Annotated in this window: 15 protein-coding genes; 8 read left to right on the top strand and 7 right to left on the bottom strand. The window is 72.4% G+C overall.

Annotated features, from left to right (window positions below):
* Positions 1 to 9 precede the first annotated feature (9 nt).
* From U5C87_RS10705 to U5C87_RS10730, 6 genes are all read right to left on the bottom strand, one after another.
* On the bottom strand, positions 10 to 933 hold the full coding sequence (locus U5C87_RS10705; RefSeq protein ID WP_330476548.1) for a carbon-nitrogen hydrolase family protein: 924 nt from the start codon (positions 931 to 933) through the stop codon (positions 10 to 12).
* Positions 934 to 935: 2 nt separating this feature from the next.
* Positions 936 to 1586: an SRPBCC family protein gene (locus U5C87_RS10710; RefSeq protein ID WP_330476549.1), complete on the bottom strand. Its 651-nt coding sequence runs from the start codon at positions 1584 to 1586 to the stop codon at positions 936 to 938.
* On the bottom strand, positions 1583 to 4015 hold the full coding sequence (gene cutA / locus U5C87_RS10715) for an aerobic carbon-monoxide dehydrogenase large subunit (protein ID WP_330476550.1): 2433 nt from the start codon (positions 4013 to 4015) through the stop codon (positions 1583 to 1585). The genes U5C87_RS10710 and cutA overlap by 4 nt, the downstream gene beginning before the upstream one ends.
* Positions 4012 to 4563 carry a (2Fe-2S)-binding protein gene (locus U5C87_RS10720; protein WP_330476551.1) on the bottom strand — a complete coding sequence of 184 codons (552 nt, stop codon included), beginning with the start codon at positions 4561 to 4563 and terminating at the stop codon, positions 4012 to 4014. Before U5C87_RS10720 ends, cutA begins: the two co-directional genes overlap by 4 nt.
* Positions 4556 to 5440 (bottom strand): FAD binding domain-containing protein, encoded by an 885-nt coding sequence (locus U5C87_RS10725; RefSeq protein WP_330476552.1) that lies wholly within the window; start codon positions 5438 to 5440, stop codon positions 4556 to 4558. The genes U5C87_RS10720 and U5C87_RS10725 overlap by 8 nt, the downstream gene beginning before the upstream one ends.
* A gap of 148 nt (positions 5441 to 5588) precedes the next feature.
* Positions 5589 to 7076 (bottom strand): uracil-xanthine permease family protein, encoded by a 1488-nt coding sequence (locus tag U5C87_RS10730; RefSeq protein ID WP_330476553.1) that lies wholly within the window; start codon positions 7074 to 7076, stop codon positions 5589 to 5591.
* Between the two features lie 426 nt (positions 7077 to 7502).
* On the opposite strand from U5C87_RS10730, the gene U5C87_RS10735 reads away from it, so the two are divergent.
* Positions 7503 to 7997 (top strand): hypothetical protein, encoded by a 495-nt coding sequence (locus tag U5C87_RS10735; RefSeq protein ID WP_330476554.1) that lies wholly within the window; start codon positions 7503 to 7505, stop codon positions 7995 to 7997.
* A gap of 166 nt (positions 7998 to 8163) precedes the next feature.
* On the opposite strand, the gene U5C87_RS10740 is transcribed toward U5C87_RS10735, so the two are convergent.
* The gene (locus U5C87_RS10740) at positions 8164 to 9891 is read right to left on the bottom strand and encodes a helix-turn-helix domain-containing protein (protein ID WP_330476555.1); all 1728 of its coding nucleotides are present in this window, start codon (positions 9889 to 9891) and stop codon (positions 8164 to 8166) included.
* Positions 9892 to 10066: 175 nt separating this feature from the next.
* On the opposite strand from U5C87_RS10740, the gene U5C87_RS10745 reads away from it, so the two are divergent.
* The 7 genes from U5C87_RS10745 (at position 10067) to U5C87_RS10775 (ending at position 21771) form a co-directional block, all read left to right on the top strand.
* Positions 10067 to 10999 (top strand): oxamate carbamoyltransferase subunit AllH family protein, encoded by a 933-nt coding sequence (locus U5C87_RS10745; protein WP_330476556.1) that lies wholly within the window; start codon positions 10067 to 10069, stop codon positions 10997 to 10999.
* Positions 10992 to 14009 (top strand): DUF1116 domain-containing protein, encoded by a 3018-nt coding sequence (locus U5C87_RS10750; RefSeq protein ID WP_330476557.1) that lies wholly within the window; start codon positions 10992 to 10994, stop codon positions 14007 to 14009. The genes U5C87_RS10745 and U5C87_RS10750 overlap by 8 nt, the downstream gene beginning before the upstream one ends.
* 94 nt (positions 14010 to 14103) lie before the next feature.
* Positions 14104 to 16035, top strand: a complete 1932-nt coding sequence (locus U5C87_RS10755) for an ABC transporter ATP-binding protein (protein ID WP_330476558.1) — start codon at positions 14104 to 14106, stop codon at positions 16033 to 16035.
* Entirely contained in the window at positions 16032 to 18038 is a 2007-nt protein-coding gene (locus U5C87_RS10760) for an ABC transporter ATP-binding protein (protein WP_330476559.1), read from the top strand. The genes U5C87_RS10755 and U5C87_RS10760 overlap by 4 nt, the downstream gene beginning before the upstream one ends.
* Before the next feature lie 186 nt (positions 18039 to 18224).
* A complete protein-coding gene (locus U5C87_RS10765; RefSeq protein ID WP_330476560.1) occupies positions 18225 to 19502 on the top strand; it encodes an NAD(P)/FAD-dependent oxidoreductase in 1278 nt (425 codons plus the stop codon).
* Positions 19503 to 19658: 156 nt separating this feature from the next.
* A complete protein-coding gene (locus tag U5C87_RS10770) occupies positions 19659 to 20861 on the top strand; it encodes a glycosyltransferase family 4 protein (protein WP_330476561.1) in 1203 nt (400 codons plus the stop codon).
* A 43-nt stretch (positions 20862 to 20904) separates the two neighbouring features.
* Positions 20905 to 21771: a bifunctional methylenetetrahydrofolate dehydrogenase/methenyltetrahydrofolate cyclohydrolase gene (locus U5C87_RS10775; protein ID WP_330476562.1), complete on the top strand. Its 867-nt coding sequence runs from the start codon at positions 20905 to 20907 to the stop codon at positions 21769 to 21771.
* Positions 21772 to 21779 lie beyond the last annotated feature (8 nt).

Genomic DNA, 21779 nt, shown 5'->3' on the forward strand with positions numbered 1-21779 from the left:
GGGGGTGGCTCAGCCGGCGTCGCCGCGGTGGATCGGGGCGTGGGGGAAGGACGTCTCCGCGGCGCCCTCGAGCTCGGCCCGGTGGTTGCGGATGAGGTCGAGGTTGCGGTCGCGCAGGTGGTCGAAGGCCTGCCCGACGTTGGAGCCGGGCGTCAGCGACGAGAGCGCCTCGGCCGGGTCGAGCCGCGCCGTCACCCAGCCCGGGTGCGTCGCCGCCTTGGCCACGATGTGCCCGATCGGGGTGACGATGTGCGAGTTGCCGAAGTAGAGCACCCCCGCCGGGTCGGCGCCGACGGCGTTGGCGCCGATGACGTAGACGTGGTTGTCGTAGGCACGTGCCCGCGACGTGAGGTCCCAGATGTCGGCCGAGCGCAGCAGCGCCGACGGGCGGCAGATGACCTCGGCGCCCTGCAGCGCCTGGATCCGCGACAGCTCGGGATAGTCGCCGTCAAAGCAGATGATCATGCCGATGCGACCGAGCTCGGTGTCGCACACCGTGACGGTGTCGCCCGGCGTGACCCACCCGCCGCCCGAGACGATCTCGGAGCAGAACGGGTGCGTCTTGCGGTAGGTGCCGAGCAGGTCGCCCGACGGGCCGATGAGCACCGACGAGTTGTAGACGACGCCCCGCTCGGGCCCGCGCTCGTAGGTGCCGAAGCAGACGTGCACGCCGAGCTCGCGGGCCACGGCCTGGATCGGCTCGATCATCGCGCCGGGCAGCTCGGTGACGAGGTCCCAGAGCTCCTCCTTGGAGCAGCCGGGGGTGAAGCCCGTGCTCGCCGTCTCGGGCAGCACGACGAGCTCGGCGCCCGTGGCCTCGACGCACCGGCGCGTCATCTCGACGCACGTCTCGAGGTTGGTGCGGATCGTCTCGGCGCTGAGCGGAGCCGGCACAGGGGCGACCTGCACGGCCGCGGCGGTGAACGCGCGCATCGTCAGCCCTTCCGTCCGACGGCCCAGCCGACGACGACGCCGACGAGCGCGACGACGCCGCCCGTGACGACGCCGAGGGCGAAGTCGCGCCCGGCGAACGGGCCTGCGGGAGTGGGGCGGCCGGCATACGACACGGGCGCAGGGGCACCACTGGGTATGCCGGGTGCCGCGGTCACCGGGACGGGTGCGGGAGCGCTCGGGGCCGCGACGCGGACGCCCGAGATGTCGGCGTCGACAGCCGAGAAGAACTGGCCCGCCATCTTCTTCGTCACGCCGGCGAGCATCCGCTGGCCCACGCCGCCGATGACGCCACCGACGGACGCGTCGGCGTCGTAGGTGAGGTCGGTGCCACCGCCGGTGGAGGGGGCGAGGCGCACGACGACGTCGGCGTCGACGGTGCCCGGCGCGCCGGCGCCCGAGGCCTTCATCGTGAAGGAGCCCGGGTGCTGCGGGTCGCGCAGCGAGACCTCGCCGTCGTAGGTGCCCTTGATCGCGGCGACGCCCGCCGTGACGGTCATCGCGTAGTGGTCCGGGCCGAGCTCGGTGAGGCGCTCGCAGCCCGGCAGGCAGCGCGCGAGCACGGCCGGGTCGTGGAAGGCGTCCCACACCTGCTGCGGGTCGGCCGCGAGAGTGGCGGATCCGGTGATCTTCATGCGGACGGCTCCTTCGATGACGTGCGTGAGAGGCGGTGCAGGGACGGGATCTCGCCGTCGGCGTGGCGGCGGCGCAGCTCCCAGAGCTCGTAGGGCGAGATCGGCATGCGGGTGATCGGGAAGCCCTCGGCGTCCTCGATGGCCGAGGCGATGACGGCGGTGACCGGGATGCAGCCCGCCTCGCCGGCGCCCTTGATGCCCAAGGGGTTCAGCGGGCTCGGCGTCTCGAGATGGTCGGCCTCGATCGTCGGCACCTCGGAGGCGTAGGGCATGAGGAAGTCCATGTACGAGGCGTTGAGCAGCTGACCCGACTCGTCGTAGGCCATCCGCTCGTAGAGGGCGCCGCCGACGCCCTGCGCGACGCCGCCGTGGACCTGGCCCTCGACGATCATCGGGTTGATCATCGTGCCGCAGTCGTGGATGACGCAGTAGCGCAGGATGTTGATCTCGGCGGTGACCGGGTCGGTCTCGACGATCGCCGCGTGCATGCCGTTGGCGAAGGTGGCCTGGGTGGGGGAGTAGAAGCCCTTGCCCTCGAGGCCCGGCTCCTCGCCCTCGGCGACCGGCGGCTTGTCGGGGTCGAACGTGCCGGCGAACTGCGTTGCGGCCTTGGCAGCCTCGTCGAACGCGTAGCGCAGCGGGTTGGACAGCACCGACACCGTGCCGAGGCTCATCGACGTCGCGGGCGCACCCTTGACGCGCACCGTGCCCTCGACGATCTCGAGGTCGTCGGTCGAGACCTCGAGGGCGTCGGCGGCGATGCGCAGTGCCTTCTCGCGCACCTTGCGGGCGCCGAGGGCGATGGCGCTGCCGCTCATGACCGCGGCCCGCGACGCGAAGGTGCCCACGGCATACGCCATCTTGCGGGTGTCGCCCGTCGTGACGTGGACGTCCTCCATCCGCACGCCGAGCTCCTGCGCGACGATCTGCGCGAAGACGGTCTCGTGGCCCTGGCCCTGGGAGGTCAGGCCGGTCGACACGTTGACGCGACCGCTCGTCTCGATCTGGATGTGCCCGCCCTCGTAGGGGCCGACGCCGGTCCCCTCGACGTAGCAGCCGATCCCGAGCCCGACCTTGCGGCCCTCGGCCTCGGCGGCGCGGCGGTAGTCGGCGAAGTCGTCCCAGCCGACGAGCTCCTTCAGCTTGGCGAGGCTCGCCGGGAAGTCGCCCGAGTCGTACTTGAGCGGGCGGCCGTCCTGGAAGAGCAGGCCGTGGTCCCAGGGCATCTCGGTGGGGAGGATGAAGTTGCGCGACCGCACCTCGGCGCGGTCGAGGCCGAGCTCGTCGGCGATCGCGTCCATCGTGCGCTCCATGGCGAAGCAGCCCTGCGGACGTCCCGCGCCGCGGTAGGGCGTCACGAGGACGGTGTTCGTGTAGAGCGACCAGAACTCGCAGCGGTAGGTGCCCGGCTTGTACGGCCCCAGCAGCTGGGTCGACGTGATGATCGGGACGATGATGCCGTAGGGGGTGTAGGCGCCGTTGTCGTGCCAGAACTTCACGTCGAGCGCGAGCAGGTGGCCCTCGTCGTCGAACCCGACGGTGACGCGCTGGAGCTGGCCGCGCTCGTGGGCCGAGGAGATGAAGTGCTCGCGGCGGTCCTCGGCCCACTTGACGGGCCGTCCGAGCAGGCGCGCCGCCCAGGGGACGAGGACCTCCTCGGGCCACGGGTGCATGATCTTGACGCCGAAGCCGCCGCCCACGTCGGGCGCGATGCACTCGACCTTGGCCAGCGGCAGCTCGAGCCGGGCGGCGACCGCGGCGCGGACGCCGGTGGAGGTCTGCGTGGAGGAGTACATCCGCAGCTCGCCGCGCTCGGTGTCCCAGCGGGCGTAGACGCCCTTGCCCTCCATCGGCATGCAGGCGCTGCGCTCGATGTCGAGGTCGAGCGTCAGGGTGTGCGGCGCGGCGGCCATGGCCGCGTCGACGTCGCCGACCTCCTGGAGCATGTGGGCCGCGACGTTGCCCGGCACGTCGTCGTGGACGAGCAGGTCACCGTCGCGCGCCGTCTCGATGCCGACGACGACGGGCAGCTGCTCGTAGCTGACGCGGATGCGCTGGCAGGCGTCCTCGGCGACGTAGCGGTCGGTCGCGACGACCATGACGACGGCCTCGCCGACGTGGTTCACCTGGTCCTTGGCGAGGGCGTAGCCCGTGCGCCCGTGGGTCAGGGTCGGATGTGGGATGAGCAGGGGCATGGGCTCGCCGACGCTGCGGGGCAGGTCCTCGTGGACGTAGATGCCGACGACGCCCTCGATGTCGATGGCGTCCGACGCGTCGATGTCGACGATGCGCGCGTGGGCGTGCGGGCTGCGCACGAAGGCCGCCGCGAGGGCGTCGTGGCCGAGGTCGTCGAGGTAGCGGCCCCCGCCGGTGACGAGGCGCGGGTCCTCCTTGCGCCTGATCGGCGCGCCGAACATCTGGGTCGTCATGACTGCTCCTCGGACGTCGACTCGCCGGCGCGCTCGGCCTTGATCTCGGCCGCCCGCAGCACGCTCTTGACGATGTTCTGGTAGCCGGTGCAGCGGCACAGGTTGCCCGAGATCGCCTCTCGCGCCTGCTCGCTCGTCGGCGAGGGGTTCTCCTCGAGATAGGCCGTGACGGTGGTGAGGAAGCCCGGGGTGCAGAAGCCGCACTGGAGGCCGTGGCACTCGGCGAAGGCCTGCTGGACGGGGTTCATCGACTCGCCGGTCGGGGCCACGCGGGCGTCCGGAGCCGAGCAGAGCCCCTCGACCGTCGTGATGGCGTGGTCCTGGGCGGTCACGGCGAACATCAGGCACGAGCGCATCGGCTGGCCGTCGACGAGGACGGTGCACGCGCCGCAGACGCCGTGCTCGCAGCCGACGTGGGTGCCGGTCAGCTCGAGGTCGTGGCGGAGGAAGTCGGACAGCAGGCGGCGCGCGGGCACGGCGGCCGAGTGGCGCACCCCGTTGACGGTGACCGTCACGTCGTGGAGGGTCTCGCTCGTCGTCTCAGTCATCGCTGGCTCCTGCACGGTCGGCGGCTTGGGGGAGGACCCGGCGGGTCAGCTCCGTGACGAGCATGCGCCGGTAGTCGGCGCTGGCGTGGATGTCGCCCTCGGGGTCGACGTGGTCGCGCACCGCCTCGGCAGCGGCGTCGACGGCTGCGGCCCACGCGCCCGACCCCGGCTCGACACCACCGAGCGCCGGGCCCAGGTCGAGCACCGAGGGCACATCGGTGACGGAGACGAACGAGGCACGGGCGCCCGAGACGACGCCGTCGGCGACGGTCACCGCCACCCCGACGCCGGCCATGGCGTAGTCGCCGTGGCGGCGCGCAGCCTCGGTGAACGCGGTCCCGGTGCCGGCAGGGAGGCGGCCGAATCGCACTGCCACGGCGAGCTCCTCGGCCGCGAGGGACGTCTCGAGCGCGCCGAGGAAGAAGTCGGACCAGGCGATCTCGCGCGACCCGGTCGGGCCCGCGACCTCGACGACGCCGTCGGTCAGCGCGAGGATCGCGGGCATCTCGCCGGCCGCGTCGGCGTGCGCGATGGAGCCGACGGTCGTGCCGCGGTTGCGGATGGCGGGGTGGGCGACGTTGACGAGCGCCTGGCGCAGGAGGGGGAGGGCGGCATACGCAGTCCCGGAGCGCTCGAGGCCGGCGTGGCGCACCAGGGCACCCACGCGGACGGCATCGGGTGTCACCTCGACGGTGTCGAGCCCGGCGACGCGGTTGATGTCGACCAGGTGGGCCGGTGACGCGAGGCGCATGTTGAGGATCGGGATGAGGCTCTGACCGCCGGCGAGGACCTTGCCGTCGTGTCCGACCTCGGTGAGGACGGCGACGGCCTGCTCGACGGTGAGCGGTGCGTGGTGCTCGAAGGGGGCGGGCTTCACCGAACCGATCCTGCCTTCCGACCCCCGGTGGGGACTAGTGATGGTTGTGCATCGCTGCACGTGGGCTTTTGGCAACTTCTGCCCTGAACGACCGTGGGCCTCCGATCCGAGATCGGAGGCCCACGGGCCGGTGCTCAGGTGTGCTGGTTCAGCGGCGGCGCAGGTCCGGTCCGCCGGGGTGGTCCTGGTAGAGGTCGTCGATGCCGTCGGCGTCGCCGTAGTCGCCTTCCCGTTCGCCCAGCGAGATCATCGTGCCTCCTGCTGCGTCGGCGCGTTCACGCAGGTCGGCCGGAGCGAGGGCGCGGGCCACGTGGAAGGCCACGACGGCCACGATCGTGCCGAGCGCGATGCCGCCGAGCGAGAAGTCCGAGCTGAAGACGAGCGACACGTTGCCGATGCCGATGACGATGCCCGCTGCGACCGGGACGAGGTTGATCGGGTTGCCGAAGTCGACCCCGTTCTCCTTCCAGATCTTCGCGCCGAGCAGGCCGATCATGCCGTAGAGCACGACGGTGATGCCGCCGAGCACGCCGCCGGGCACCGAGGCGACGAGGGCGCCGAACTTCGGCGAGAGGCCGAAGACGATCGCGACGATTGCCGCGACGTAGTAGGCAGCCGTCGAGTAGACGCGGGTGGCGGCCATGACACCGATGTTCTCGGCATACGTCGTCGTCGGCGAGCCACCGACGGAGCTCGCGATGACGGTGCCGACACCGTCGGCGGCGATGGCGCGGCCCATGTACGGGTCGAGGTTCGTCTTCGTCATCTCGGCGACGGCCTTGACGTGACCGGTGTTCTCGGCGATGAGGGCGATGACGGCCGGAAGCACGAGCAGGATCGCGGCGATCGAGAACGACGGCGCGTGGATGCCGACGATCTCCTTGCCGTCGGCGCCCGTCGTCGTCGACGGCGGGAGGCCGAACCACGGCTGGCTCGCGAGGTTGTCGAAGTTCGTGCGGAAGTGCGTCGTGACCTTGCCGGCACCCGCGTCGTAGGACGTGATCTGGCCGAACATCTTGTCGAAGAGCCACGAGATGACGTAGCCGAAGATGAGGGCGAGGAACACCGCGATGCGGCTCACGAAGCCCTTGAAGGCGACGGCGCAGATGATGGTGAAGGTCATGACGAGCAGCGCCACCCACTGGTCCTGCGGCCAGTAGATGTTGGCCACGACCGGCGCCAGGTTGAAGCCGATGAGCATGACGACCGCGCCCGTCACGACCGGCGGCAGCACCTTGTGCAGCACCGACGAGCCGAGGAAGTGGATCGCCACACCGACGAGCGCCAGCACGACGCCGGCGACGAGGATCGCGCCGGTCACCTGCTGCGAGGTGCCGCCCTGCGCCCGGATGGCCGCGACGGCACCGACGAAGCTCGCCGACGTGCCGAGGTAGCTCGGGACCTTGCCGCCCACGATCAGCAGGAAGCAGATCGTGGCGATGCCGCTCATCATGATCGCGAGCTGCGCGTTGAGGCCCATGATCAGGGGGAAGACGAACGTCGCACCGAACATCGCGACGACGTGCTGCGCACCGAGACCGATCGTCTTGCCCCACGACAGTCGTTCGTCAGGTGCGACGACGTCGTCGGGGCCCATCGTCTTGCCGTCCCCGTGCAGTTTCCAGCCCAAAGCCATTCCGACTCCTATGGTTGCCACATGCGGTGATGTGGGTCACGTCCCAGACCGGGATGGCCGAAAACTACTCCCACCTCAGGGGATTGCGTTCGTCAAACGTTGATACACGCCGACGGAGACCCTCTGGCATGTCATGACGTATGCCGTGTGGCGCGGCCGTCCGCCCCGCGCGGTCGGCGTCGTGGAAGTTCACGACCTCTCACCGGGGTGCGAACGTCCACACGGGTTCCACATCGAGCGTGCACCTCGGTCCGCAGCGGCGCGGGCGACCGGCCCAGCCGCGGTCGCGCAGCACCCGGGACACCTCACCCGCGAGGCCGCAGGCGGTGGGCACGAGGTCGGTCCAGTAGCACCGGAGCGTGACCCGCCCGGAGGCAGGGTGCGTCGGTCCCGCCGGCCGTCGCGCTGGACGTCGGCCCACCCCGAGTGGCCCAGGCGCCCGTCGATCTCCACGACGACGCCGCACTCGTACTCGACGTCACGCCGGCCGGACAGGCCGTACGGCGTCTGCCGACGGCCGTGGGGGAGGCCGTGGGCCTGCTCGACGTCCCGGACGTACCGCCGCTCGGCTGGGCTCTCGCACCCTTCCGTCACATCGGCGAGAACCTCCAGCAGGAGGCTCCGGTCACGTTGACGTGGCCGGAGCAGCACGGCGCCCCGCAGGCGATCGGGAGTCGTCAGCTCGAGCCCGATGGCCTTGGCGGCGAGCGCGATGGCGCGGTCCGACCCGTGTGCTGCGCCGAGGTCGAGCACCGTGTGCTCGACGGTCGAGCGGTGCGGCCAGGCGGTCGGATCGACCCGTTCGGCGGCATGTCGGCTGCGGACGACGACGACTCCGGACACGGGTCGCACCCGCCGCTCGACCGCCTTGGGCTGAGGCCTCCCGCCAAGGCTTGGGCACGGCTCAGCAGGCCTGACTGACCGGCAGCCCGGGCCCGAAGCAGTGCGTCCATCGTCGGATCCTCGCCGTACGCGAGCCGTGCCCGGGCGGGCCCTCCACAGAGGGCCGTTCTGTGGAAGGTCCCACCCCCGGGAGGGGGTGGGATGTTCCACGGCCGCGACACGGCATACGCGACGGGGTCAAGCGTCAGATGCCGCGCATCTGGTGGATCTTGAGCGCGAGGGCGAGGGTCAGTCGGAGGTCGGGGTCGGTGGTGAACGGGCCGAGGATCTTCTCGAGCTTGCCGATGCGGTAGCGCAGCGTGTTGTAGTGGAAGAAGAGCAGGCGCGCGGTCTCGGCGACGTTCATGTTCGTGTCGATGAGGATGCTCAGGGTCTGGCGCAGCCCGGCGTACTCCGGCGAGTCGTCGGTGGCGAGCTCGCGCAGCGACTCGTGGACGAAGCGGCGCAGGTCGGCGCCGTCGGGGATGAGCGCGAGCAGGCGGTAGATCCCGAGCCCGTCGACGTGGGTGAGCGCACCGTCGCCGTGCATCTGCCGGCCGACGGTGACGGCCGACAGGGCCTCGTCGTAGGCGTGGGGCAGGCCCGCGGCGGACGTGATCGGCCGCGAGACGCCCGCCGAGAACGAGCGACGGCCGCCGCCGCCGTCACCGCGCACGACGCGGACGTACTCGCCGACGATCCGCATGATCTGGTCGGTCTCCGCCTCGGCCGGGACGCCGATGAGCGCGACGACCTCGCGGCTGAATCCCATGACGGGAGAACGGGCGTCGCGCACCGCCACGGCGTGCGTCCAGGCCCGGGCGAAGCGCTGCTGGAGGAAGCGGACCTCGTCGGCGTCGCGCGTCGAGCGGTCGTCGTCCTCGTCGGTCTCGGCGACGACGACGACCATGGGGCGGTCGATGTCCCAGCCGAGCGAGCTGGCGTGGGCGACGGCGTCGACGGGGGATCCGGCGCGTCCGGCGAGGGCGTCGCGGAGGAACTCGGCGCGGTACTTGCTCTCCACCGCCGAGACCGCCTGGTCCTTGGTGATGGCGAGGGCCGCGACCGTCGCGGCGCGCTCGAGCAGCCGCACGTCGTCGACCGTCAGGTGCCGATGGCTGCAGAAGGCCATGAGCACGCCGTGGTCCAGGTGACCGGCGACGATGCGCACGGCGGAGCGGTTGGCCGTCGGGCCGTCGGGGCGCGGGCCCATCGGCTCGGCCTCGGTGAGCAGGCGGCCGGTGCGGTCGAAGCACTCGAGCGACAGCGCGTGGTCGAGCTCGCGCTGCGACCCGGCGCGGGCGATGACGCGGCCGTCGGTCGTCGTGACCATCGCGGCGCCGTCGAGGAAGCCGACGACCTGCTCGCAGAGGTCGTCGAGCGACCCACCGGCGAGGACGATCTGCACGAGGGCGCGGTCGGCGTCCTCGAGCCGGCGCAGGATCGCGGTCTGGTGCTCGAGGATCGCGCTCAGCACCTCGGTGGTGAAGGTGGCGATGTGGTCCAGCGGCACGTCGATGAGGGGGAGCCCCGTCGACTCGGCGGCAGCCACGAGGGCCGCGAGCGGACCGCCGCTGAGGCCGGACACGACGAGCCCGGCGGACCCGGAGGCGTCGAGGGTCGCGACGACCTCGCCGATCGTGGCGGCGTCGCCGTCCTGGTCCGCGAGGGCGGCCGCGTCGGCGAGGACGAGCCGGTGGGTCAGACGGGCGCCGCTGCGGGCGTCGCGCACCGCCGAGCGCAGCTGCGTCGTGCTGTCGACGCTGACGTCGAGGCGCGGCGGCTCGGCGCGGACGACGCCGTGGGCCGTCGCGGCGAGGCCGGCGATGAGACGCAGCGAGATGCCGGACACCTCGGGCTCGGGGTCGCCGGGACTCGTCGCCGCTGGCAAGTCACCCTCGGACAGAGGCACATCGTTGGCAACTTTCACCATGAGCGCACCATACCCACCGTCGGTAGCGTCACCGCAACGGTCCGGTCCGTGGTCCTTCGCGGCCCCGTCCGGTCCCGACGGTCGCCCGGCCGGGCACTCGACCGAGCGACCGACCGGGACGGGCGGGACGGCATACGACACCGGTCCGACGGGTCGCGCGACACAGGAGGTGCGGATGGGTGCAGGTCTCGACCTGACGCTGCTGCCCGCCGCCGTGTCCCCGCTCGTCGCGGCTGAGGTGGCCGGGACGGCCCGGCGGTGTCGCGTGCTCGCGGCGTTCCCGACGTGCCTCTATGTCGGGCTCGGCACGCACGAGCGGGTGCTCGCTGTCCTCGCCTCGGACGCGGTCGCCCTGCCGATCGGCCTGCGCCTGGCGCTTCCGTCCACCGAGATTCGTTGGAGCGTCGAGCCCGGCGACCTCGTCGTCGTGGGGGAGGGGCGCGTCCGTCTGCCGCGTGCCGACGTCGTCGCCGCCCGGCTGTCGCGGCCGTCCCGGGTGCGCCCGCTGCCGCGCGGTGCTGGCGTCGCTGCGCTTCCGGAGCCGGGACTCCTCGGCGACCTCGCCCACGACCTCGCGACCGCCGCGCTCGCGGGCCGCCCTGTCGACGCGGGCGTGCGTGGCCTCGTCGGCGTCGGGCGCGGGCTGACCCCGAGCGGCGACGACGTGCTCTGCGGCGTGCTCCTGACGCTCGCCGCGGTCGACCGGCCGGAGGCGCGCGCCGCCCTGTTGTCGGTGCGCACCGCGGTCCGCCAGGTGCTGCCGTGGACGACGAGCCTGTCCGCTGCTCTGCTCGTCGCTGCCGGGACGGGGTATGCCGTGCCGGACGTCGCGCGCCTCGTCACCCTCGTCGTCGGGGCCGGGTCGACCGACCGGAACGACGGGCCGGAAGCCGGCTCACGGGCCAGTTCGGCGGGTTCGGTCCGGCCGGCTGACCCATCGGACGGGGCGATCCTCGCCCTCGTCGACCGGGTGCTCGCCATCGGGCACTCCTCCGGTCGAGACCTGCTGTCCGGCGTCAGCGGCGCCCTGCGTGCCGTCGACGCCCTCCCGTCCATCGCTGCAACCACACCCCGACCAACACCCCACGAAGGAGCCCACCGTGGCTGACCACGTCGAGCTGAGAACCGGTGCCTACCTGGACTCCGTGACCCTGATGCAGGTGTCACGCACCGTCGCCGCCGCCCCGGGGGTCGAGGCGGCGCAGGTCGCCATGGCGACCGAGCTCAACCTCGAGGTCATCCGGGGGATGGGCTTCGACGTGCCGGAGTCGGCGCCCAACGACCTCGTGGTCGCGATCCGCGGCGACGAGGCCGGCATCGCCGCCGGGCTGGCTGCGCTGGAGAGTGCCCTCACGCAGAACCGTTCTGCCGCAGGCGGTTCCGGTGGTTTCGGCGAAGCGCCGGCGGCGCGGACGCTCGGTCGCGCGATCCGGCTGTCGGGGGCGGACCTCGGGCTCGTGTCGGTGCCCGGTGAGCACGCCGCGACCGAGGCCCTCGACGCCGTGCGGGCCGGTGTGTCGGTCATGGTCTTCAGCGACAACGTGCCCGTCGAGGACGAGGTGCGGCTCAAGGACGCCGCAGCGGCTGCGGACGTCCTCGTCATGGGGCCGGACTGCGGGACCGCCGTCGTCGGTGGCGTCGCGCTGGGCTTCGCCAACGTCGTGCGCCCGGGTTCGGTGGGGCTCGTGGCCGCCTCCGGCACCGGCGCGCAGCAGGTCATGTGCCTGCTCGACGCCGCGGGCGTGGGCATCAGCCACTGCCTCGGCGTTGGGGGCCGCGACCTGAGCTCGGCCGTCGCCGCCCGCTCGACGAAGCAGGCGCTCGCCGCGCTGGCGGCCGACCCGGAGACCACCTCGATCATCGTCGTGTCCAAGCCGCCCGCTCCCGAGGTCCTCGCCGACCTGGAGTCGTATGCCGCCACCCTGGGCAAGCCGGTCCACTGGGCCACGCTGGGGGGCGGTCGACCCGACCTGACCGCCGCGGTCGAGGCGGCGCTTGCCGCAACCGGTCACGACGTGCCCGAGACCTGGCGGACGTGGCAGCCCGGCGTCTCCGACGACGACTGGTCAGAGCTCACGGTCGAGGGGCGGTCCGCTGCCGTGAAGGGGGGCTCGTTGCGCGGGCTCTTCTGCGGTGGCACCCTCGCGGACGAGGCCATGCTCGTCGCCGGCGAGGTGCTCGGCGACATCAGGTCCAACATCCCGCTGCGGCCCGAGCTCGCCCTCGGCGCCGACCTGACCGACCCGGGGCACGTCGTCATCGACTTCGGCGACGACTCGATGACCGTCGGCCGCGCGCACCCGATGATCGACCCGTCACTGAGGCTTGAGCGGATCGCGGTCGAGGCCGCCGACCCGACGTGCGGCGTGCTCCTCCTCGACCTCGTGCTCGGCCACGGCGCCCACTCGGACCCCGCGCCCGAGCTCGCCGACGCGATCCGTGCAGCGCGTGAGGCGGCTGCCGCCGATGGCCGTCACCTCGACGTCGTCGTCTCCCTGACCGGCTCCGAGGGCGACCCCCAGGGCCTCGAGCGGAGCGCTGCGCGCCTCGTCCAGGCCGGTGCCGTCGTCATGCTGTCCAACGCTGCCGCCACGCGCGCAGCCGTGCGCCTGCTCGGCCACCACGTCACGGAGCGGTCACGCGTGACGAGGGACACGGCATACGCGAACGAGCCTGCGGCCCAGGCCAGTGCCGGCGACGAACCGCTCCACGGACTCCTCGGCCACGAGGTCTCCGTCGCAGCCGCCGGTGTGTCGCTCTTCCCGGATGCCCTTCGGGCGCAGGCGGTCCCGGTCACCGAGGTCGCGTGGCAGCCGCCGATGGCAGGCACCGCCGGTGACCTCGGGCGCGTCCTCGCCGACCCCCGGCGGGCCGCCGCCAACGCCGAGGCGCTGCGCCGGATGACTGCTGCCGGGGCCGACCTCGTCGACGTGCGTCCCGCGCACGAGGCGCTGGGGCTCGAGCGCGGCACCTTCCTGCACGCCGGGCCGCCGATCGAGTTCGCCCGTGCCTCAGGGCCGCTCAAGGGTGCGCTCATCGGCGCGATGCTCTTCGAGGGTCTCGCCGAGACGGCCGAGGAGGCCGAGGCCAAGCTCGAGAAGGGTGACGGCATCACGCTCGAGCCGTGCCACCACCGCGACGCCGTCGGCCCGATGGCCGGCGTCATCAGCCCGTCGATGTGGGTCTACGAGCTGCGCGACGAGGTGCACGACAACACGTCGTGGTGCTCTCTCAACGAGGGGCTCGGCAAGGTGCTGCGCTACGGCGCCTACGGGCCCGAGGTCATCGACCGGCTGCGGTGGATGAACACCGTCCTTGGCCCGATCCTCCAGCAGGCCGTCCGCGCCCGAGTCCAGCAGCAGGGCTCGATCGACATCAAGGCGATCATCGCCCAGATGCTCCAGATGGGTGACGAGGGCCACAACCGCAACCGTGCCGGCTCCCTCATGCTCCTGCGCGAGCTGCTCCCGACCATGATCACGGCCGACGCGTCGTCGACGGACATCGCCGAGGCGGTGCGCTTCTCCGGCGCCAACGAGCACTTCTTCCTCAACCTCGGCATGCCGGCCTGCAAGCTGAGCACCCTTGCCGCTCATGGCATCCCGGGCTCCTCCGTGGTGACGACGATGGCGCGCAACGGCACCGACTTCGGCATCCGGGTCTCGGGCACGGGCGACCAGTGGTTCACCGGGCCGGCCAACACACCCGAGGGACTCTTCCTCGGCTCCTACGGCCCCGACGACGCGAACCCCGACATCGGCGACTCCGCCATCACCGAGACGGCCGGTATCGGTGGCTTCGCGATGGCAGCGGCCCCGGCGATCGTGAAGTTCGTCGGGGGCGACGTGCCGTTCGCGCTGCGGGCCACGCAGACGATGTACGAGATCACGGTGGGGGAGCACACGGCCTACCAGGTGCCGATCCTCGAGTTCCGCGGCACGCCGACCGGCATCGACGTCACGTCGGTGGCGCGGACCGGCATCCTGCCCCAGATCAACACCGGCATGGCCGGACGTGTGGCCGGCACCGGGCAGGTCGGGGCAGGCCTCGTGACACCCCCGGAGCAGTGCTTCACCCAGGCCCTCGCCGCCCTCGCCGGAGCCGCCGAGGGCGCCTGAGCCCGGGGTGCGCCGACGACGACCTCAGCTCTGCGCGAATCGGGCAGAAAATGGGTGGGGTCCTGTCGGCGCACCCACCTAGGGTGGACAGGCCATGCGAGACTTTCCGCCCGAGATCCGGGCCTACACCGACCGCGGCGCCGACGCGCCCGACACCCGCTCGCCGCGGGCCTTCCTCTGGTGGATGGTGCGGCAGAACGGCGTCCTGTTCTGGGTGGGCCTGCTCGTCGCGCTGATCTGGATGGTGCCGCAGACCGTCGGTCCGTGGATGGTCGGTCGCGCGATCGACACCGGCATCGTCACCGGCGACTCGGCCGTGACCACCCGCTGGCTCGTCGCCCTCGCGGTCGTGACGGTGTTCGGCGCGGCGAGCGGCATCGCCTTCCACACGGTCATCGTCCGCGAGTGGCTCATCGCCCTCTACGGCACGACGAAGCTCGTCACGCGCAAGGCGCTCCAGCTCGGTCACGTCCTGACCCGGCGCACGCCGACGGGCGAGGTGCTCTCGGTCTCGGGCAGCGACGGCGACCAGTTCGGTGCACTCATGGAGATCACGACGCGCGCCATCTCGCAGCTGGCCGCCTACCTCGTCGTGGCCGCCATCGTGCTCAGCACGTCGGTGCGCATGGGCATGCTCGTGCTCGTCTCGGCCCCGCTGCTCGTGCTCCTCGGCACGCCGCTGCTCCGGCCGATGCAGCGCTGGCAGGGCGTCGAGCGCTCGCGCAACTCCGAGCTGACGTCGATGGCGACTGACATCGTCGGCGGACTGCGCATCCTGCGCGGCATCGGCGGCGAGGAGACCTTCGGCGGCAACTACGCCGGCCAGTCCCAGCGGGTGCGCCAGTCGGGCGTCGCCGCCGGGCGGTGGCTCGCGGCGGTCGAGTCCGTCGGCGTCCTGCTCTCGGGCGGCTTCGTCGTGGCCCTGATGTGGCTCGGCACGCGTGAGGTCGCCCAAGGGCGCCTCACCGTCGGGCAGCTCGTCAGCTTCCTCGGCTACGGCCTCTTCCTCATCCAGCCGATGCGCACCTTCGTCGAGTTCGCCCAGAAGTGGACCCGCTCGGTCGTCTCGGCGCGCAAGGCGATCGCCGTCTTCTCCCAGCGGGCGCCGTGGGTGCATCCCGACGAGCCGGCCACGCTCGACACCGGTGCCGAGATCGTCGACCGCGAGTCCGGGGTGACCATCCGTCCGGGCCGGCTGACGATGGTCGTCTCGGCGGTGCCCGACGATTCCGCCGCCCTGGCCGACCGTCTCGGCCGCTACCTGCCCAGCGAGGAGGGGGCGCTCGTCAGCGACGAGATCCCCGAGGACATGAAGGGCCGTGCAGCGCGTCGCGAGCGGTCCGCCCGCGCCCGGGCCCGCGAGGAGCAGGCCCACCGGGACGAGGAGCGCGCCCGCCAGCCGTGGGGCGTCACGGTCGGCGGCGTCGACCTCTCCCGCGTCCCGCTCGATGACGTACGCCGTCACATCCTCGTGAGCGACACCGCACCCCAGGTGTTCGCCGGGACGCTGCGCGCGGCCGTCGATCCGCTCGGCAAGCTGAGTCGCGAGCAGGCAGAGCGGGCGCTGCACACCGCCGCTGCCGACGACGTCTTCGACGCGCTGCCAGGTGGCTGGCAGGGCGAGCTCGAGGAGCGCGGTCGCGGCCTGTCCGGCGGTCAGCGCCAGCGGCTCGTGCTCATGCGCGCCCTGGCCGCCGACCCCGAGGTCCTCGTCCTCGTCGAGCCGACGTCCGCCGTCGACGCCCACACCGAGGCCCGCATCGCCGCTCGTCTCGGCGAGCACCGGGCCGAACGCACGACGGTCGTCATGACGGCCTCGCCCCTACTGCTCCACCACGCCGACGAGGTCATCCTCCTCGAGTCCGGGGTGGCCACCGCCCGGGGACGGCACGCCGACCTGCTGGCGGACTCGGCGGCATACCGCTCGGTGGTCGTGCGCGGGGACGCCGACGCGACCATCGACCTGACCGCAGACCCCAGCACCGACCCGACCGCCCTGCCGACCCTGTCCGAGGAGTCCCGATGAGCCGCGCCGACAGCACGGTCGACACGGCTGGCGGCCTCAGCGCCCCGGGCGGGGTCTCGCTGCTGCCCGACGAGCTGGCGGCCGAATCGGCGCGCACGTGGGACGCCGCCACCCAGGCGCCGGCCGTCCCCGACGAGCTGCGCCCGCACGAGTCCGCCTCGCTGGGTGAGCGCATCAGCGCCCTGCACCGCCGTCACCTGCTGCGTGAGCGTCGGGCGCAGGAGTTCGTCGCCGACACGATGAACGCCCGCACCGGTCTGCCCATCGCCGACAACCGTCGCGTCATCCGGTTCATCGGCGGGCTGCTCTCGCAGGAGCGGCTCCTCGTCGTGGCCGTCATCGTCGCCAACGCGCTGGCGGCGACCGCCGGACTGCTCGTCCCGCGCCTGCTCGGCGAGCTCGTCGACTCCACCGTCGCCGACGTCCAGGCCGGCCGTGTCGACGCGGCGCTCGCCGGGGCCAACTCGGCCGCGCTCGTCGTCGCCGGGCTCGTCCTCGTGCAGAGCGCGTTCACCCTGGCCGCGAAGTTCTCCTCGACGGTCCTGGGCCAGAGCGTCCTCGCGTCTGCGCGCGAGTACATCGTCCGGGCGATCCTGCGCCTGCCGCTGTCCCGCGTCGAGAGCGCCAGCTCCGGCGACCTCGTCACGCGCGTCACCCGTGACGTCGGCACGATGAGCGAGAGCGTGCGCTGGGCGCTGCCCGAGGCGATCATCGCGAGCATCACCGTCGTGCTGACGCTCGTCGCCATGGTCAGCAACTCGCCGCTGCTGTCGGTGCCCTCGATCGCGCTCATGGGGCTGGCGCTCTTCCAGGTTCGCCGCTACCTCATGCGGGCGCCGAAGGGCTACCTCACCGAGGGTGGCACCTACTCGCGCATCAACACCACGCTCACCGAGACGGTCGAGGGCGCGCGCACCGTCGAGGCGCTCGGGCTCGCCGGCCACCGGCTGCGTCGTGGCGAAGACGACATCGAGGTCTCCGGGCAGGCCGAGCGCTACACGATGACGCTGCGCAACCTGCTGTTCGTCGTCATGGACATCGCCTTCAGCCTCCCGCGCGTGCTCGTCCTGCTGTTCGGGGCGATCGGGTATGCCGAGGGCTGGGCCACGCTCGGACAGATCACGACCGCGATCCTCTACACCGAGGCCCTCTGGGGCCCGTTCGACATGCTCGTGCACACGGTCGACCGCGTGCAGGTGGGCATCGCCTCGACGACCCGCCTGCTCGGCATCGCGACGGTGCCGCCCGACCGCGAGGCGGGCGAGGGCCGGCCGACCGGACCGGAGCTCGTCGGGGCCGACCTGCGCTACGCCTACCGCACGGGTCACGACGTGCTGCACGGCATCGACCTCGACCTCAGCACCGGTGAACGTCTCGCGATCGTCGGTCCGAGTGGGTCGGGCAAGTCGACGCTCGGGCGCCTGCTGTCGGGCATCCACGGTCCCCGCACCGGCTCGGTCACGGTCGGCGGGGTCGAGCTGACGTCGCTGCCGCTCGACCAGCTGCGCACCGAGGTCGCGCTCGTCACCCAGGAGCACCACGTCTTCATCGGCTCGGTGCGCGACAACGTCGTGCTGGCCCGGGAGGGCTCGACCGACGAGCAGGTGCGCGAGGCGCTGCGCGCGGTCGACGCCCTCGACTGGGTCGAGCGGCTGCCCGACGGCCTCGACACCAAGCTCGGGTCGGGCCACCAGGTGCTGACGCCGGGGCGCGCGCAACAGATCGCGCTCGCGCGGCTCATCCTCGCCGACCCGCACACGATCGTGCTCGACGAGGCGACCTCGCTCATCGACCCGCGCACGGCGCGTCACCTCGAGGGGTCGATGAACGCGCTTCTCACGGGCCGCACGGTCGTCGCGATCGCGCACCGGCTGCACACCGCGCACGACGCCGACCGGATCGCGGTCGTCATCGACGGACGGGTTGCCGAGCTCGGCAGCCACGACGAGCTCGTCGCCCGCGACGGGGAGTATGCCGCCCTCTGGCGAGCCTGGACCTCCTGACCTCGCGCTCACTCAAGTGGGGCGGGGCGCTCACTCGACTGACGTCCCAAGCCCCGGCCTCAATCGAGTGAGCGCTGTGTCCCAGCGGTTCGTGGGGCGGGGCCGCTCGCTCGTGTGGGGCGGGGCGCTCACTCGAGTGGGGTGGCGGGTCTCGACGGGCGGGGGCTCGCGTGTGAAGGTGTGGACATGAGCGACGCGAGCGACACGAGCACGGACACGACCGGGCAGCGGGAGCGCACGGCATACGTCATCGTCGGTGGCGGACTGGCTGCGGCCAAGGCCGTCGAGGGCATCCGCGAGAGCGACACGAAGGGCGCGATCGTCCTCGTCGCCGAGGAGGACCGGCTGCCCTACGAGCGGCCGCCGCTGTCCAAGGCGGTGCTCAAGGGCGAGGACGAGATGGAGACCGCCTACACCCACGACCGCGACTGGTACTCCGACCAGCACGTCGAGCTGCGCCTCGGCACGCCGGCGACGTCCCTCGACGCCGAGCAGCACGCGCTGACCCTCGCCGACGGCCAGTCCCTCTCCTACGACAAGCTGCTCCTCGCCACGGGCTCGTCGGCCCGCGCCCTCGACGTGCCGGGTGCCGACCTCGACGGGGTGCTCTACCTCCGCGAGATGCAGGAGTCCGAGGCGCTCAAGGCGCGCTTCAAGGACGGCGCCCGGATCGTCATCGTCGGCGCCGGCTGGATCGGGCTCGAGGTCGCCGCGGCGGCCCGCGACGCAGGCTGTGCCGTCACCGTCATCGAGCCGCAGGCCGCGCCGTTGCTCGGGGTCATGGGCGAGCAGGTCGGGGGCTGGTTCGCCGACCTGCACCGCGGCCACGGGGTCGAGTTCCGCTTCGGTGAGGGCGTCGAGCGCATCGAGGGCGAGACGGCGGTGACCGGCGTCGTCACGAAGTCCGGCGACACGCTGCCGGCCGACGCCGTCGTCGTCGGCGTCGGCATCACCCCGAACACCGGGCTGGCGGAGGGCGCCGGCATCCCGACAGAGAACGGCATCGTCACGGACTCCTCGTTGCGCACCTTCGTGGACGGCGTGTGGGCGGCTGGCGACGTCGCGAACTGGCGCAGCGTCACCCTCGGCACCAACGTCCGGGTCGAGCACTGGGCCAACGCCAACGACGGTGGCCTCGCAGCCGGCCGCTCGATGGCCGGCCAGGACGTCACCTACGACCCGATCCCGTTCTTCTTCTCCGACCAGTACGACATCGGGCTGGAGTATGCCGGCTACGTCCCCCGCGGGACCGACGCCGAGGTGGTCCTCCGCGGCAAGCCCGAGAGCAACGAGTTCATGGCCTTCTGGGTCGTGCCCGAGGGGGAGGGCGTGCGCGTGCTGGCCGGCATGCACGTCAACGTCTGGGACACCATCGACGACGTGCAGCGCCTCGTGCGCGACCGCACCGTCGTCGACCGGGACCGCCTCGCCGACCCGAAGGTCCCGCTCGGCGACCTGACCTGACCCGCACCGACCACACGACCCGCGCATCGCGGCCGCCCTGCCGGGCGGCCGCGATGTCCATTTTCGCCCCGCGTGGCGGCTTCCTCTCCTACGCTCGGTCCCGTGGCCCCGGGTCACACGTTCTCGGGGCCCCCGCGCGCAGCAGGAGTGAGGACGATGGACGTCAGTCGTGAGCCGGAGCACGCGCCGCCCGTGACGGCGCCGCTCGTCAGCCCGATCGCCCAGCTGGCCTATGTCTTCTCGGAGTACTCCACGACGACCGGCAACGCCATGTCGACGAAGATCAACGCCCAGGCGCGGGCCCACGAGGCGATGGGCGGGCGCACCTACGTGCTCGTCAGCGACCGCCGCGAGCACGACTACGCCGAGGGCACGCTCGTGCGCTACGCGTCGTCGCGCTCGACGCGGCGCGAGTGGTTCACCGACCTCGAGCGGCGAGTCGACGCCGCCTGTGGCGTCACGCTCGGTCGCCGCCCGTGCGTCGCGCGCTTCCACCGCGACGCCCTCGCCGCGGTCCCGGCAGACGCTCAGGCGCTCGTCGTCTACAACTACGCCGGGGCGGTCACCGACCGGCTCGTGCGCGGCTTCGGCGGCAAGGTCGTGCTGCACCTCGGCAACGACGTCTTCCGCACCTGGCGCCCCGCCGAGATCCGTAGGGTCATCGAGCGCACCCACGTGACGGTGGCGGTGAGCGACTACCTCGTGCGCACCATCACCGAACGCATCGGGTCCCGTCCCGACAACCTCCACGTGCTGCGCAACGGGGTCGACTCCGACAGCTTCAGGCCGGTCCCGCGCGCGACCGGCGGACCGGTGACGATCCTGTCGGTCGGCAACGTCACGCCGCACAAGGGGGTACACCACCTCATCGCCGCGGCGCACGAGCTGGCCCGCCGCACCCGCGACTTCCGCGTGCACGTCGTCGGGTCCGCGGGCCTGCGCCCGGCCGACGGCCTGTCCGCCTACGAGCAGGAGCTGCGCCGGGCCGCCGCGCCCCTCGGCGACCTCGTGCGCTTCACCCCGTTCGTCGACCGGCGCTCGCTGCCCGAGGTCTACGGGGCGGCGGACGTCTTTGCCATGCCGGTGCAGTGGCAGGAGCCCGCGGGCCAGGTCGTCACGGAGGCGATGGCCTCGGGACTGCCCGTGGTCTCGGCGCGCAGTGGCGGCATACCGGAGTACCTCGGTCCCGACGGCGTCTACGTCGACCCACGGGACCCGACCGCGTTCGCCGATGCCCTCCACACGCTCGTCGCGTCGCCGGGAGAGCGCGTATGCCGTGGGCGCGCCCTGCGCACGCGCGCCGAGTCGCTGACGTGGCAGGCCAACGTCGCCCGGCTGATGCAGCTGCTGGCCGACTGAGCCACAGCCACGCGCGAAGGCGCGGGGTGGCAGGATGTGCACCGTGACGGCACAGATCCTCGACGGCAAGGCCACCCTCAAGGCGATCAAGGTGGAGCTGACCCAGCGGGTCGAGCGCCTGCGCGAGCAGGGGGTCGTGCCGGGTCTCGGCACCGTCCTCGTCGGGGACGACCCGGGCAGCCACTGGTACGTCAACGCCAAGCACAAGGACTGCGCCGAGCTCGGCATCACGAGCCTGCGCCGCGACCTGCCGGCCACGGCCACCCAGGCCGAGGTCGAGGCCGCCATCGACGAGCTCAACGCCGACCCCGCGTGCACGGGCTTCCTCGTTCAGCAGCCGACAGGCCTCGACGAGATGGCGCTGCTCTCGCGCGTCGACCCGTCCAAGGACGTCGACGGCCTGCACCCGATGAACCTCGGCTGGCTCGCGCTCGGCAAGCACGCGCCGCTGCCGTGCACGCCGATGGGCTGCATCGAGCTGCTTCGCCGCCACGGCGTGCAGATCGCCGGGGCCAAGGTCGTCGTCATCGGCCGTGGCCTCACCGTGGGCCGGCCGCTCGGGCTCATCCTCACCCGCAAGAGCGAGAACGCCACCGTGACCCTGTGCCACACCGGCACCAAGGACCTCGCCGCCGAGGTGCGCCAGGCCGACATCGTCATCGCGGCGGCCGGCGTGCCCGGCATCGTCACCAAGGACATGGTCAAGCCGGGCGCCGCCGTGCTCGACGTCGGCGTGAGCCGTGTCGACGGCAAGATCGCCGGTGACGTCGCGCTCGACGTCGCCGACGTGGCGGGCTGGATCAGCCCCAACCCGGGCGGCGTCGGCCCCATGACGCGCGCCATGCTGCTCACCAACATCGTCGAGGCCGCCGAGGCCCAGGCGGCGTCGACGACGGCGCCGGGCGTCTGAGCCGCCCT

The sequence above is a fragment of the Terrabacter sp. C0L_2 genome (genome assembly GCF_036352015.1).
Taxonomy (GTDB): Bacteria; Actinomycetota; Actinomycetes; order Actinomycetales; family Dermatophilaceae; genus Terrabacter; species Terrabacter tumescens.